This is a genomic window from Sediminitomix flava (genome assembly GCF_003149185.1).
Taxonomy (GTDB): domain Bacteria; phylum Bacteroidota; class Bacteroidia; order Cytophagales; family Flammeovirgaceae; genus Sediminitomix; species Sediminitomix flava.
Window position 1 is genome coordinate 420,987 of sequence record NZ_QGDO01000004.1, and the last position, 12,650, is coordinate 433,636.

At 36.1% G+C, this 12,650-nt stretch carries 12 protein-coding genes; 6 read left to right on the plus strand and 6 right to left on the minus strand.

The features are described 5' to 3' along the window. Positions 1 to 298: 298 nt before the first annotated feature. From BC781_RS17215 to BC781_RS17230, 4 genes are all read left to right on the plus strand, one after another. On the plus strand, positions 299 to 1,675 hold the full coding sequence (locus tag BC781_RS17215; RefSeq protein ID WP_245935629.1) for an alpha-amylase: 1,377 nt from the start codon (positions 299 to 301) through the stop codon (positions 1,673 to 1,675). 129 nt (positions 1,676 to 1,804) lie between these two features. Next, on the plus strand, positions 1,805 to 2,320 hold the full coding sequence (locus BC781_RS17220; protein ID WP_109620072.1) for a hypothetical protein: 516 nt from the start codon (positions 1,805 to 1,807) through the stop codon (positions 2,318 to 2,320). 571 nt (positions 2,321 to 2,891) lie between these two features. Further along, positions 2,892 to 5,375, plus strand: a complete 2,484-nt coding sequence (locus BC781_RS17225) for a DUF5686 and carboxypeptidase-like regulatory domain-containing protein (protein WP_158281511.1) — start codon at positions 2,892 to 2,894, stop codon at positions 5,373 to 5,375. Between the two features lie 107 nt (positions 5,376 to 5,482). After that, positions 5,483 to 6,244, plus strand: coding sequence for a hypothetical protein (locus BC781_RS17230; RefSeq protein ID WP_109620076.1), 762 nt, complete (start codon positions 5,483 to 5,485; stop codon positions 6,242 to 6,244). On the opposite strand, the gene holB is transcribed toward BC781_RS17230, so the two are convergent. Continuing rightward, complete coding sequence (holB, locus tag BC781_RS17235) at positions 6,241 to 7,368, minus strand: DNA polymerase III subunit delta' (RefSeq protein ID WP_109620078.1); 1,128 nt, start codon at positions 7,366 to 7,368, stop codon at positions 6,241 to 6,243. The two genes, BC781_RS17230 and holB, sit on opposite strands and share 4 nt — an antisense overlap. A 397-nt stretch (positions 7,369 to 7,765) precedes the next feature. Here holB and BC781_RS17240 point away from each other — a divergent pair, with 397 nt between their 5' ends. Continuing rightward, positions 7,766 to 8,617 (plus strand): lysophospholipid acyltransferase family protein, encoded by an 852-nt coding sequence (locus BC781_RS17240; protein ID WP_211323859.1) that lies wholly within the window; start codon positions 7,766 to 7,768, stop codon positions 8,615 to 8,617. Between the two features lie 126 nt (positions 8,618 to 8,743). Here the strand turns inward: BC781_RS17240 and BC781_RS17245 are convergent, their stop codons facing one another. Next, complete coding sequence (locus tag BC781_RS17245; RefSeq protein ID WP_109620080.1) at positions 8,744 to 9,283, minus strand: 5-formyltetrahydrofolate cyclo-ligase; 540 nt, start codon at positions 9,281 to 9,283, stop codon at positions 8,744 to 8,746. Between the two features lie 4 nt (positions 9,284 to 9,287). Beyond that, positions 9,288 to 9,650 carry a hypothetical protein gene (locus BC781_RS17250; RefSeq protein ID WP_109620082.1) on the minus strand — a complete coding sequence of 121 codons (363 nt, stop codon included), beginning with the start codon at positions 9,648 to 9,650 and terminating at the stop codon, positions 9,288 to 9,290. Positions 9,651 to 9,772: 122 nt separating this feature from the next. Between BC781_RS17250 and BC781_RS17255 the strand changes: the two genes are divergently transcribed. Continuing rightward, positions 9,773 to 10,384: a hypothetical protein gene (locus tag BC781_RS17255; RefSeq protein WP_109620085.1), complete on the plus strand. Its 612-nt coding sequence runs from the start codon at positions 9,773 to 9,775 to the stop codon at positions 10,382 to 10,384. 97 nt (positions 10,385 to 10,481) lie between these two features. On the opposite strand, the gene BC781_RS17260 is transcribed toward BC781_RS17255, so the two are convergent. From BC781_RS17260 to BC781_RS17270, 3 genes are all read right to left on the minus strand, one after another. Further along, positions 10,482 to 10,925, minus strand: coding sequence for a hypothetical protein (locus BC781_RS17260; RefSeq protein ID WP_109620087.1), 444 nt, complete (start codon positions 10,923 to 10,925; stop codon positions 10,482 to 10,484). A 235-nt stretch (positions 10,926 to 11,160) separates the two neighbouring features. Beyond that, the gene (locus tag BC781_RS17265; RefSeq protein ID WP_109620089.1) at positions 11,161 to 11,679 is read right to left on the minus strand and encodes a hypothetical protein; all 519 of its coding nucleotides are present in this window, start codon (positions 11,677 to 11,679) and stop codon (positions 11,161 to 11,163) included. A gap of 5 nt (positions 11,680 to 11,684) precedes the next feature. Continuing rightward, a complete protein-coding gene (locus BC781_RS17270) occupies positions 11,685 to 12,575 on the minus strand; it encodes a DMT family transporter (protein ID WP_109620091.1) in 891 nt (296 codons plus the stop codon). Positions 12,576 to 12,650: the final 75 nt, after the last annotated feature.

Here is a 12,650-nt window from a genome sequence, read left to right on the forward strand (position 1 = left end):
CTTAATTTTTAAAAGGCACTATGGTATAAAATCATAGTGCCTTTTTGCTTTTATAGTATATAATATTAGACTTTTCTTATACTCAAATAGGACATTAAAGATATATAAATATTTATCGCTGAAATATTTACAAAATATATTGTTTAAACAACACTTATTAAATAGATTGCCCTCAGAAAGTTAGAGCATTAGTACAACTTAGCGCATCAATACTATACAACACAATGAATATTCATCGCCCTTGGTACCAGGCGATCAGAATAGATTCTTTACTATTTACTTTAATTCAACTTTCTAAATGAAAATGAAAAGTCTATGTTATGCATTGGGCATGTCTGCCTTAATGCTAACAAACTGTAATCAGGATGTTGACTTGCAACCTGAAGCATCACTACAACCCAACTCTTCAAACGCTCGTACTGCACCTTTACCTCCGGGAGGAGGAATCATGATGCAAGGCTTTTATTGGGACGTTCCTGCTGGTGGAAACTGGTGGAATACCGTAAAAGGAAAAATGAGTAGTTGGTCATCTGCTGGAATCACCTCTGTTTGGCTACCTCCTGTTTCAAAAGCTCAAAACGGCACATTCTCTATGGGATATGATCCTTTTGACTATTTTGATTTTGGAGATTACAATCAAATGGGTTCTACAGAAACACGTTTTGGGTCTCGTCAAGAATTAGAAAGTCTAATTCAAACTGCACACAGTAATCAGATCGATGTAATTGCAGACATTGTCTTAAACCACAACAGTGGAGGGGCATTAGAAGCAAACCCTTTCACAGGAACTAACACATGGACTGATTTTAATCCCGCATCTGGAAAGTTCTATCGTTCTTACAATGATTTTCACCCCAATGCTACCGTCAACAATGACGAAGGTATATTCGGAGGTTTCCCTGACTTGAGTCACAGTCAAACTTATGTACAAGATTGGTTATGGAAAAGAAGTGATGGTGTTGGTAAATATTACAAAAACACCTTGGGCTTTGATGGTTGGCGATTTGACTACGTGAAAGGTTTTGGACCTTGGGTAGTTCGTGAATGGAACAATCACGTAGGTGGTTTTTCTGTGGGAGAACTTTGGGATGCCAATGTTGGATACCTAGACTGGTGGACAAATGAAGCCAATAGTTCTGCTTTTGACTTTGCCTGTTACTACAAAATGGATGAAGCTTTCGATGGAAATGACATGACAAAGCTAACACAAGATATGCTTTGGAAAAGAGATCCTTATCAAGCTGTAACCTTTGTAGCAAACCACGACACTGATATTATTTGGGACAAAATGTTAGCTTATGCATACATCTTGACACATGAAGGTTACCCTTGTATCTTCTACAGAGATTATGAAGAATGGCTAAACAAAAACAAGCTCAATAATCTGATGTGGATTCATGGCAATTTAGCGACAGGTAATACCTCTATTCTTCATGCAGATAATGACGAATATGTTGCTCGTAGAAATGGTTCTAATGGAAACCCTGGTTTAGTCGTATATCTAAATGACTCTGATTATTGGCAAGAGCGTTGGATTGAAACCAATTGGAGTAATACGCAAATCAAGGATTACACAGGACATTCTGGATGGCAACCTTGGACGCAGTCTGGAAAATGGGTAAAAATACAAGCTCCACCTCATAGTTACTCTGTGTGGTCGGTAGTAGGAAGATAAATTAAAATTAGAATATCAGCTCCTTTCTTCGGAAAGGGGCTGTCTTTTTATACTCTAATTATGAGAACACAACTTTTACTATTAATACCTCTTTTTCTTCTATGTATTTCCTGTGGAAAAAAAGAGACAATGGAAACACAAGAAAGTCGAATTCCACAATCAATACAGGCTCGAACATTTCTAATTCACTCTGATAATGAGTTGAAAAAACAACAGAATGATTATCTAAATGACAATCAGTTGTTTTCAAAAGATCAACAAAATATTGAAAACTCTATCCATTATTCTGAACAAGAAATTATGATTAATGGAGTTGTAAGTCGTTGGGAAATTCATCAAGATGAAAATACTTTAAAAATGAAATATCGTTGTATTAACCATAGTGTTGAAGAGCTAGATTTTCACCCTTTGGATATTGAACTGAAAACAGCTCAGACTATCATTAAGCCTACATTACAAATTGAAAAAGATACTCTGATTCAATTAAAAAAAGGAGAGCGAAAAAGTATTCAACTTACATACGAACTCTCTGATGATAAGCTTAAAAGTTTCTACATAAAAAATAACTTCCTTATCATTTCAGACAAACAGTTACCCATTTTTGCTCATGATATTCCATTTGAAAAATATGAATTGGGTATTTAAAATCTAATCTCTTTTTACAACTGAAAAATCGTTTTTTACCAAGCTATAAAAAAACACTTCATTCATTTTTGCACTGTCTTATCGTTCATATAAGACTTCAAATGATGATGTAGGTATGTGTGCTGTCCCCAAAGGAATTGCTAACCTTTGGGGCTTTTTATTTCCTCACATTAAATCGCCTTATTCTATACTCCTCTTCAGGATTAACTTTTGGTTTTCAAATAACAATGTCGGAATCATCATACCTTTTAGCAGATAAAATATTTATATTAGAAGCTTAAAATGTTCGAAGGGGAAAAGCTAACGACTGAACTTGAAGATTTTTTAGAGTGCAAAAACATTATTTTGTTCTTCAAACACATTAAAAATACGGTACAAAGAATAGCTTTTAGTTAGTAAAAAATGTTAAAAAACATTTTCTAAATAAGGGTTTTGATACCGATGAGTAACTAATATTCGAAAAAGGGATAAAAGTCTATAAAACCTATTTCACATAAAATGTGCGTGTATTATTCCTATACCATAGGAATGACTTTTTATGAAATTAACAGGGAGAGAATCCCCAACTATCATGAATACAAAGAATAACCGTATCCTTCTTACTATTCTATTTATTGGTTTTTGCTACAGTGTTATTTTATCGACTACAGCAATAGCACAAGAGAGAGTCTGCTCGGGAAAAGTTTTTGATAAAAAAACAGGAGAGACACTTCCTTTTGCGACCATCTATTTGAAATCTGACAAAAATATTGGTACAAATACAGATGTAGAAGGAAACTTCTCATTTCACATTCCTGATTTACCTAGAAAAGAATCTAAAAAAGACTCACTAATCGTCACCTACGTAGGTTACGAATCACTCCTTTTACCCGTAAAAGGGAAACTTCATAAGCTTAAAATAGGACTTGAATTATCTGCTGAAGAGCTAGAAGAAGTCACTGTAATGGCTGGAAAAAATCCTGCTATTGCGCTTCTAAACGCAACAATTGACAACGAACGTGAAGCTCGAAAACAAAAAGGATGGAAAGCGAGAAGAGACAGTCAAGTAGCATGGCAACTCCGTAAATTCCCTAAGAAATATGAAGCGCTTCTTGAAGATGCTCGTAAAACCCTTGCCGCCACTGACAGTAGTCTTACAGATGTACCTATTTTCGTATCACAACATAGTTCTGTACGTACAGCTCCTTCAAATGGGCCTATCGAAACCACCTATTTATCAGAGCAAAAACAAGGTTTAGGCTTTGATGCTGATGGTGTTTTTGCTGATATTATAGGTGATCCTAAACGTGTTGTTGACGATCTTTTTGCCAATAATCTGATGGTGATGGATAAAAATATCCCATCTCCTCTTTCAAGATTTTGGGAACAAAACTATATCGCTTATCTCACCGATGTTCCTGTACTTCTTAATGAGCAAGAATGTCATCATATTACTTTTGAACCGATCATTTCATCAAAACTTTCTTTTGAAGGAGAGTTATGGATCAACCTCCAAGATTCTTCATTGGTAAAAGCAAAATTTAGTCTTGCAAAAGGAGCGACACTAAATTTCCTTACAGGTTTTGATTTTGAACAAACTCGCTTCAAAAATGATATGGACATCTATCAGACTGCCCATACTAAATACGAACAACGTCTGACCAACCTACCACTTATACCTGAGGTAAATGCCGTTTACGAGATTATAGATCATGAAGCGCAACCAATTATCAATCAGAGTACAGATTCTGAGTTTATGAATATCAATCCGAATCATCCGATTGCTACGTGGGAAAATAATGCGATTGAGACAATTAAAATCTTAGAGAAAAAGAGTAAAATTGGTCTTTTCGCAAAATTCGGAGATATTCTAAGTTCTGGCTATATCTCTACTAAATATGGCGATTACGGACACCTTCTAAACTTTTTAATGGTCAATGACTTGGAAGGTATAAGAACGGGGATTGGTGTAATGAGTGATGAGTTTTTTCAAAATAAACTCTATGCCAACGGATATGTAGGCTATGGTCAAAAGGATGAAACGTTGAAGTATAATGCCGAATTGAAATGGCTTATCAATCCAGAGAAAAGGCATATTTTGGGTGTCAATTACTCTTATGACTTGCTACCTCTTTCTATGGTTGGTTTTGAAAGAACAGACTTGAATATGACCAAACTACAACAATTTGGAAAGTTGTCTGAAAGGGCTCCATTTTATTATAAAGTTGCAGAGCTTTCTTATACCAAAGGTTTACATAGAGATTGGATGATTTCTACATTTGTCAGTCGTAAGGATTTCGAAAATGCCAATCCTCTAGCTACAGAAAGTCATCCGAGTTTTTATTCTGAAGAAGGCTCATTTATTCTTCGTTGGTCATTCCAAGATAGAAGTACTTACAATAGAAACTATAGATTACTCCGAAAAGGAGGACAACGATTCCCCGAATTTAAAGTTGGCTATACCATCGGGAGAGTTCATAACAGTATAGATTCTGAAGTACTTCCATACCAAAAAGTATTTGTTTCCTTAGATCACAAATTCGCACCCCTCTTGCCGTGGGGAGGTGAAACTTCATACCGTTTACAAGCAGGAATGGTACCTTCAAAAGTACCATATACCCATCTAAAACATCATCAAGGAATGGAAGGACCTATTACTGCATACGGGGCTCACTCACTCATGAATTCATCTGAGTTTGTCAGTGATTACTATGCAGAGCTTTTTGTAAGACACCTTTTTAAAGGGACAATTATGGGCAGAATTCCAGGACTCCGTACCATTCATCAAAAGACAGGAATCAACTTTATGTTTGATGCTTCTGTAGCTTGGGGAGGTATGACACAACAAAATAAAGACTATAATTTAGAGCTTTTCCAATCGGGAGGTTTCCTTGGTGAAGAACGTACAGAAATACCGACACTAGACCCAAATGAACCTTATGTGGCTTTTGGTTATGGATTAAATAACATCTTCAAAATTGCATTTATCCAATATTGGCATAGAGTCACGTATAAGGATGTACCTTATGCACATGATAATGAAGGAATCAAGGCAGGATTGCTTTTCAGACTCTAGAAGTCAACATGTTAAGCCTTGCTAAAAATCTTTTTGTCTGTTAAAAGGAATGGCAACACAAATTCATAAGCTGTCAATGTGGTAACGCTTAAAACTACATTCCAATTATGAAAAACCTTGTTGTTCTCCTTTTAGCATTTAGTATTTCCCTAACAAGCTGTGCATCTTCATCTCACTCAATGGGACAAGATGGTTATATTTTAGACCTAGAATCACAAAATCGCTACCAAGCATTTGTCCGACAGAAAGAAAGACAAGATAAAAGTAATGCTACCACAGGACTTATCATTTTAGCTAGTGCTGCGCTTATTGTTGGAGCTGTCGCTGTCCACAATAAAGAACAAAAGAAAAAGAAAAAAAGTAAAACAGCAGAATCTTCTCGAAACTACAATCGTCGCAATTACTACAATCAGAGGTCACGTTCTTGTGATAATGACAACGACATCAATATTAACTTTTACTCGACCATACCTGATTCTGATCAAAACTCATCTACACGCTCATTTTCACCTCCTCAAAGAAGTTATCCGGCACAGGCAGAATTTAGAACTCTTGAGTTACTAGATTCCAATGCTAGGTATTATAATGAAAAAAGTCTTGAAGAAATGAGAGTACAAGTCGTAAGACTTAAGAACCCATATAGTGAATGGGTTGTAGGAGATTTAGTCACAAATGAATACAGTAGAGGTACGCTAAAAAAAGTTGCGATAGCCCCAAAGAGTACACTCATAATGTACCTCCCAAAAGGAATTGGGTATACCTATAATTATCATTTGGGAAAACAAGAAGAAGAATATCGTTATAAAAACTATTTCATCGTCAGAGATAGCCCTAGGGTTATTCTCGATGCAGTCTTACTACAAGATTAAGGCATTCTAAAAATTCTTGCAATTTTAATGGACAGGTTCAAGAAGGTAATCTTCGGATTCGCGTTTCGCTCGATATGATAGATGGCATCATTCAACAGCTCTGCTAACATCGGGAGGTTATCTTCATGAAGAACTTTAGAGAAGTTTTGGACAAAGTCCATTTGTTTACCTTCCAAACGGACTAAATCATTTCCAGAATAAATCCAGATCAAAGATTCTCTGAACATATTCAAGCCATACATGAATAGTCCTTTTTGTGCTTCTCGTCCTAACTTATTGAAAACCTCACATTGTTTGACCATTCCTGTAAAATCAGCTCTAAAACAAGCTCTCATCCATTCTTGAAAAGCTTCTTCGCTTTCGTTATCAACCTCGGTACAGATTTTTAATGCTTCATTCAAATCACCATCAGCCAAGTAAGCCGCATGTGTAGCTTGTTCTTGTGGTATTTCACGTTTTACTAAATAATCTGTAATCTCTTGGTCTGAGAATTTACGAACTTGAATGATTTGAGTACGGGAAAGAATAGTTGGAAGAATAGCATCACCTTTATTACTTACCAACAAGAAAAGTGTCTTTGTTGGTGGCTCTTCCAAGATTTTAAGAAGTGCATTGGCCGCAGCATCGTGCATCAACTCCGGAAGCCAAATCAGCATGACTTTATACTCGGCTTCAAAAGCTTTCAAAGAAAGCGAACGAATCACCGTTTTACTTTCTTCTTTCGGAATAATACACTGTTTGTTTTCAGCTCCAAAAGCATCTCCCCACTGCTTTACATCTGCATAAGGATTTTCCAACAAAAATTCTCTCCACTCAGGAAGAAAACGTTCTGTTGTGGCATCTGTACGCTTAGTTACTTTAGAAGTAGTGGCTGTAGGAACGATAAAGTGTAAGTCAGGATGGACAAGTTTCGCAAACTTTCGGCAAGAAGCACACTCTCCACAAGAATCATTTCCTTGCTTGTTCGTACAATTCACATAAGTCGCAAAAGCTAAAGCCATAGCCAAATGCCCACTACCTTCTTTCCCTAAGAAAAGCTGAGCATGAGCAATATGCTCCTTTTGAACTGCCTGAACCAGTGTTTGTTTAATCTCTTCTAAACCAGAAATTTCTGAAAACTTCACCTATTCCTCTTACTTTTGGTTTCGCACTGCAGAAAAGAGTTTGTCTCCTTTCGGTTTCGAAATTTACAATAATTTTCAGAACTATTTGCCTCCCGCCTCTCAGAGCACATCATGGAATCCGCTTTTTTACCTTTTTCTCTTCATTATATCCTGCTATTTGGAAGGGATTCTGTACTTTCGTTGTTAAGCTAACTGAGTATAAACCAATCATTTCTAAAAAAAATTATATTTTAAATAGAAAGTACCTAAATTTGTAGATCACTGAAATCCAATCGGAAGAAAAAATTGAAAGCTAAAATTGACTGTTAATGAATTAAAAGGAATTCAATATTCATGCTTTCGTTTCCGTTAAGGGTGTATTCAGAAACCTTAGAAGTTTCAGCTAGAAAAAAGTACAATGAAAAATATGATTAAGAAGATTACTGACCGCATTTTCATTAAAGATGCTTTCGGAAATCCGCTATTTATTAAAAGAATTTTAGTATCTGTTCTGGGTATTTTCTCCTTCGGAAGGTTAGCGATTTCTAACCACACAAAAATTGAAGGAACAGAATACTTAAAAGGGTTGCCAAATAGAAATGTCCTGTTTTTGTCAAATCACCAAACTTACTTTGCTGATGTGATGGCATTCTATCACATTTTCTGTAGTGTGAAATGGGGATTCAAAAATACAATTGCAAATCCAATTTACTTGTTGGCTCCTCGTGCTAGAGTGTATTACGTGGCCGCAGCAGAGACTATGGAAGCTGGATTACTCCCTAAAATCTTCAAATTGGCGGGTGCAGTGACTGTAAACCGTTCATGGAGATCGAAAGGACAAAATGTAAAAGGACAATTGGATACTTCTGCAGGAGATAAAATTAAAACTGCACTAGATGACGGTTGGTTGGTTAGTTTCCCACAAGGAACTACAAGTCCATATGCGCCTATCCGTAAAGGTACGGCTCACATCATCAAAGAGAATAACCCGATTGTTATTCCTGTTGTGATTGATGGTTTCAGAAGAGCGTTTGATAAAAAAGGTCTTTTCTTCAAAAAGAAACATACTGAACTTTCTGTCAGATTTAAAGCGCCAATTCAAATTGACGAAAATGCATCTGTAGAAGACATCACGGAAATCATTAAGAATGCAATTGAGCAAGAAAAGCCACAAGGTGAGTGGGTTGAAATTGCTGATAAGGAAAAAGAAAAGAAGAAAAAAAATAATGAAGGGTCTGCATCAAATGATCAGACTACTTCTGTTGCTTAACATATTGATTAAACCTTGTTCTTTTGGAATGAGGTTTTCTTTTGATTTTTATGAAATAAACTGAGCAGACCGTAATTCATTTACGGTCTGCTCTTTTATTATTGTAGCAAAAGTTTGAGGGAACTTTTAGGCAAAAAGCATGTCGAGCGGCACGTCATGCTCTTCCATTGGTACACTTTCTACTACCTGAAACGGATATGCCAAACCTATTTTGACAGCATGGGGATGTTGTTTAAGAAATGTGTCATAGTAGCCAGCCCCGTACCCGAGTCTGCCGCCATTAGTATCGTATGCGAGGGCAGGCACTATGATCATATCATAATTCCCTTCGAACACTTTCTCGGACTTCGGATATAAGGTTTTATACTTTCCTTCTACCAAATCTTCCAGACTTTCCAAATCCAAGTTTTTCATTTGGCGTTCACCCAAAGTCTTAGGCACAATTATTTTTATTCCTTTTGAAAGGCAATACTCCACAAAAGGAAGCGTATTTAATTCATTCTGAATCGGAAGATAAGTGTGTACACAACTTACGTTCTCCTTTTCTACAAAATCAATCAACTGAACGGTAAGCTTTTCCGCTTGAGCATTCACCTCTTCCGTACTCAATTCCTTACGCTGCTTAAGAATTTCTTTACGGAGTTCCGCCTTCTGCGCTGCAAACATTTAATTAAAAAATTTTATTGAGAGGTTCTTGTAAAGTGTCCATAGCCATAGACGCAAATTCACAATGGAACCACTCATGGAATAACTCTAAACTTCTTTCTTTGGGGATATTTTCCATTTCTGCATCCCATTCTATCAGCTGTGACTGGAAAATAGTATCGAAATGCTTTTTGATATAATCCTCATATTCATCTACACTCAAAAGCTCATCTATCAGGTAAGCACTTCTCTCCTTTTTCTGATCAGCAGGAATATCTCCCTCTTCAAGCGAATCTGCCCATTCCCAAAATATGGCTTTATTTTCTACGATTAGTACAGATCTATTAATCGTAGGTATTTTTTCGGCTGTATATCTTTTAATCTTCATCAATACGGAAATTTTCTACAAATATACACATTCAGCAACAGGCCTTTAACACTCTCATCTATTGATTTATCCATTTTCTCTGTTAACTTTAAGAGATTTTTTAAGCGTACAAATAACACTACATGGATTTCAAGAAAATATCATATTATACCGTAGGGATCATATTCTGGACTTCCTTCTATATGTGGGCAAGCTGTAACTTACTCCCTACAACCAAACATGTTTTTGAAGCTGAATGGAAAGCCCAAACCTTCCAATCTCCTCAGCTTACTGTAGAACTGCCTTTTCAACTGAAAGTAAAAGACGCGGAGATGAGTAAGTATATTCCTGAAGAACTAAAAGAAGTGATTCAGGAAATGAATATTTTAGGTTTTGAGCAGACAGATCAAATCATGTGTCTTATTACACAGGCAACTTATGCCGAATACATCACAGCAGATTTGCTAGGCGCTGCAGAAGGCAGTATCACAACACTTAAAAATAAGACAGAATTTCAGAATCTTGAATTCACACAACAGCCTTTTCCTACTCAAGGAATGATAGGCGTTAAACAAAATGGTTACTTTGAGAAAAATGCTACAAAATATGCTTTTACCCAAATCATTTTTACGGAAGAAAATCATATCTGGCAGCTAATTTTTAGCCACAAAGATGGTGATGAGTATGGCGAAAAGATTTGCGACAAAATTCTTTCTTCCATTCATGTAGAAACGAATTTTCAGCCTGTGAGTTAAAAAATCAAAGTTGATATGAAAATAAAAAGCCCTAAATGTGAACAACACATTTAGGGCTTTTTGGTGGAAGGAAAGAATTCTTACAATTCTTTTTAGCTTAAGCGACCTCTTCTAATTGTGGTTCGTTTACCACTTCCGAAGTAGCTACTTGAGGATTCATATTTACTTTTCCGAAACCTGTAAAACAGTTCACAAGCCCGATAGAAGAAGCTATCAATCCTTTGTTGATCAATGTCTTTTTAAATGATGTTAACTCTACTAAAATAGAGTACCAGTTGCCAGAGTATAGTACGTTATCAGCTTCTACAAGCCAGTTGTCTTGCGTTTCAGCCCAATTTTTAAACTCTTTCCAAAAGTTTTTAGCAATAATTAGCTCAGGGATCAGACCAAATGCTGCAAACATAACTGTTAGCAAACCAAATGATAAGAAACCTAAGGAGAAAGCAAAGTTTAGAGGAATCATAAGCAGAGATGTTCCGAGGCTTACAACACCTACCATGATCAGAACAGCTGCCAATTGAGCTAAAAATAAAATATTCATACGTTAGTTAGGGTAAAATAGGTTAAGGTTAATTTTAAGAATTAGATTTTTGGAAATTGGAAATTCTTACGAAGGTTAATTCGATAATGTGAACAGCGAAGTACTACTTGCTGTTCCTCAAAACTCAATTCTCTTTCTTTATCTCAAAAAACTCTTTTCTTACTCCTACTTTACACTAAAAACTACGCAATTTTTCTTCACTAAAGCCCAATCATGGTACAATGTAAGATATAGTTTATCTGTAGCTATAATAAGGCTCTTCTATACCCGACCAGCACAAAGCTCCATTGAGTTCGGACTTTCCGTTGGCTTTCAAATACAAGAAAAGCTGCATTCGGTAACCTACCATAAATTTTAGGGTGATTTCTAAAAGTGCTTGATTGAGTGGTAAATGATTTATCAGTGGATGATAAGCTTCTTTTTTCAAATCGTCTTCTGATAGGTTTTCAAAAAATAGACTTAAAGCTTTCTCTTGCTTTTCCATCAAACTTGGAAAACTATTCCAGTCTGCAGCAAATGCTTCTGACTTCATCTTCTCATAACGGCTATGTTCTTTATCGATAAAGTCGTTTTCTTTTAAAGCCTCTGCCGTATAAATTCCGATAAATGATAATGTAGCCAATAGCTCTTGAAGATTCCACATGTTTTCTCCCAAGCTATTTTGCAATTGTTCTTGATCTACTTCCTCAAAAAGTCGTCTACAAATTTGACACTCTTTTAATATAGCTACTTTAATATCCTCTTTTGATAACATACTTGCTATTGAACCGATTCTGTTTTACTCATTCGTTTTCGCTTACGAAGTTCGGGTAAAAACTTCATTACATTGGCCAAAATGATCAATAATGCACCTGTTACTTTCTCGAAAGTTATCGCTTCGCTCAAAATTAAATAGGAAAACATCATTGTAGCGGGCATGGACAAGTAATAAAGAATACTTGAAACCGTAGTCGGAACATGAGTCGTTACTCTAAGCCAAAGCGTATGGGCTAAAAATGTACAAACTGCTATAAGTACCAAAAAGTAATACCAATCTTCCCAGACAGCATTCCATTCCATAAAGAATAAGCCAAATGCAAAAATAGGTATTGCAAAAGTATATTGTCCTAAAGCTCGTACCCCCGAAGAAATGTGTGTGTTCTGTTGTTGTAAAATGGGTAAGCCTGCAAAAAATAACGCACTAAAAATAGCAATTCCCAAACCTAATGTCTCTTCATTTTCAAAGCTAAACTCAGGTACGGCAATCAAACTCCCGACGGTAACAACAACTAGAGAAAGAAGATCTAAACCTGTTGGTTTTCTTAGTCCGAATATCCAACCTAAAAATGTAAGCCAAATTCCATAGGTACACAATCCCATGAAAGCCATTACTGCTGTACCAATCTTAATACTCAAAAAATAAGTCAGCCAATGCACCCCAAATAATAAGCCCATTCCGACTAGCGCATAAATGTCTTTTTTATTTAAGCTTTTCAACTCATTCTTTTTTACCAAGAATAGGTAAGTCAATAAAACTGCAAAACCCAATCGGATCACACCAATTGTGACTGAATTTGCGGAAACTCCCTTTATAAAAATAGGGGTAAGACTAAAGCTAATCAGTGCAAGTCCTGCTTCCAGAGGTAAATTGAATCGGGATTGTTTTTCCATGATTCAAAGATGCGACATTCACAGAGTATTTCAAACCTTTCTTATTTTCATACTATCTCAGTATCAAGTAAAAAA

Excerpts from the sequence above, each read along its gene's own strand:
- BC781_RS17215 (WP_245935629.1), top strand. The coding sequence starts at position 299 with ATGAAAATGAAAAGTCTATGTTATGCATTGGGCATGTCTGCCTTAATG.
- BC781_RS17220 (WP_109620072.1), top strand. The coding sequence starts at position 1,805 with ATGGAAACACAAGAAAGTCGAATTCCACAATCAATACAGGCTCGAACA.
- BC781_RS17225 (WP_158281511.1), top strand. The coding sequence starts at position 2,892 with ATGAATACAAAGAATAACCGTATCCTTCTTACTATTCTATTTATTGGT.
- BC781_RS17230 (WP_109620076.1), top strand. The coding sequence starts at position 5,483 with ATGAAAAACCTTGTTGTTCTCCTTTTAGCATTTAGTATTTCCCTAACA.
- BC781_RS17240 (WP_211323859.1), top strand. The coding sequence starts at position 7,766 with ATGAAAAATATGATTAAGAAGATTACTGACCGCATTTTCATTAAAGAT.
- BC781_RS17245 (WP_109620080.1), bottom strand. The coding sequence starts at position 9,283 with ATGTTTGCAGCGCAGAAGGCGGAACTCCGTAAAGAAATTCTTAAGCAG.
- BC781_RS17250 (WP_109620082.1), bottom strand. The coding sequence starts at position 9,650 with ATGAAGATTAAAAGATATACAGCCGAAAAAATACCTACGATTAATAGA.
- BC781_RS17255 (WP_109620085.1), top strand. The coding sequence starts at position 9,773 with ATGGATTTCAAGAAAATATCATATTATACCGTAGGGATCATATTCTGG.
- BC781_RS17260 (WP_109620087.1), bottom strand. The coding sequence starts at position 10,925 with ATGAATATTTTATTTTTAGCTCAATTGGCAGCTGTTCTGATCATGGTA.
- BC781_RS17265 (WP_109620089.1), bottom strand. The coding sequence starts at position 11,679 with ATGTTATCAAAAGAGGATATTAAAGTAGCTATATTAAAAGAGTGTCAA.
- BC781_RS17270 (WP_109620091.1), bottom strand. The coding sequence starts at position 12,575 with ATGGAAAAACAATCCCGATTCAATTTACCTCTGGAAGCAGGACTTGCA.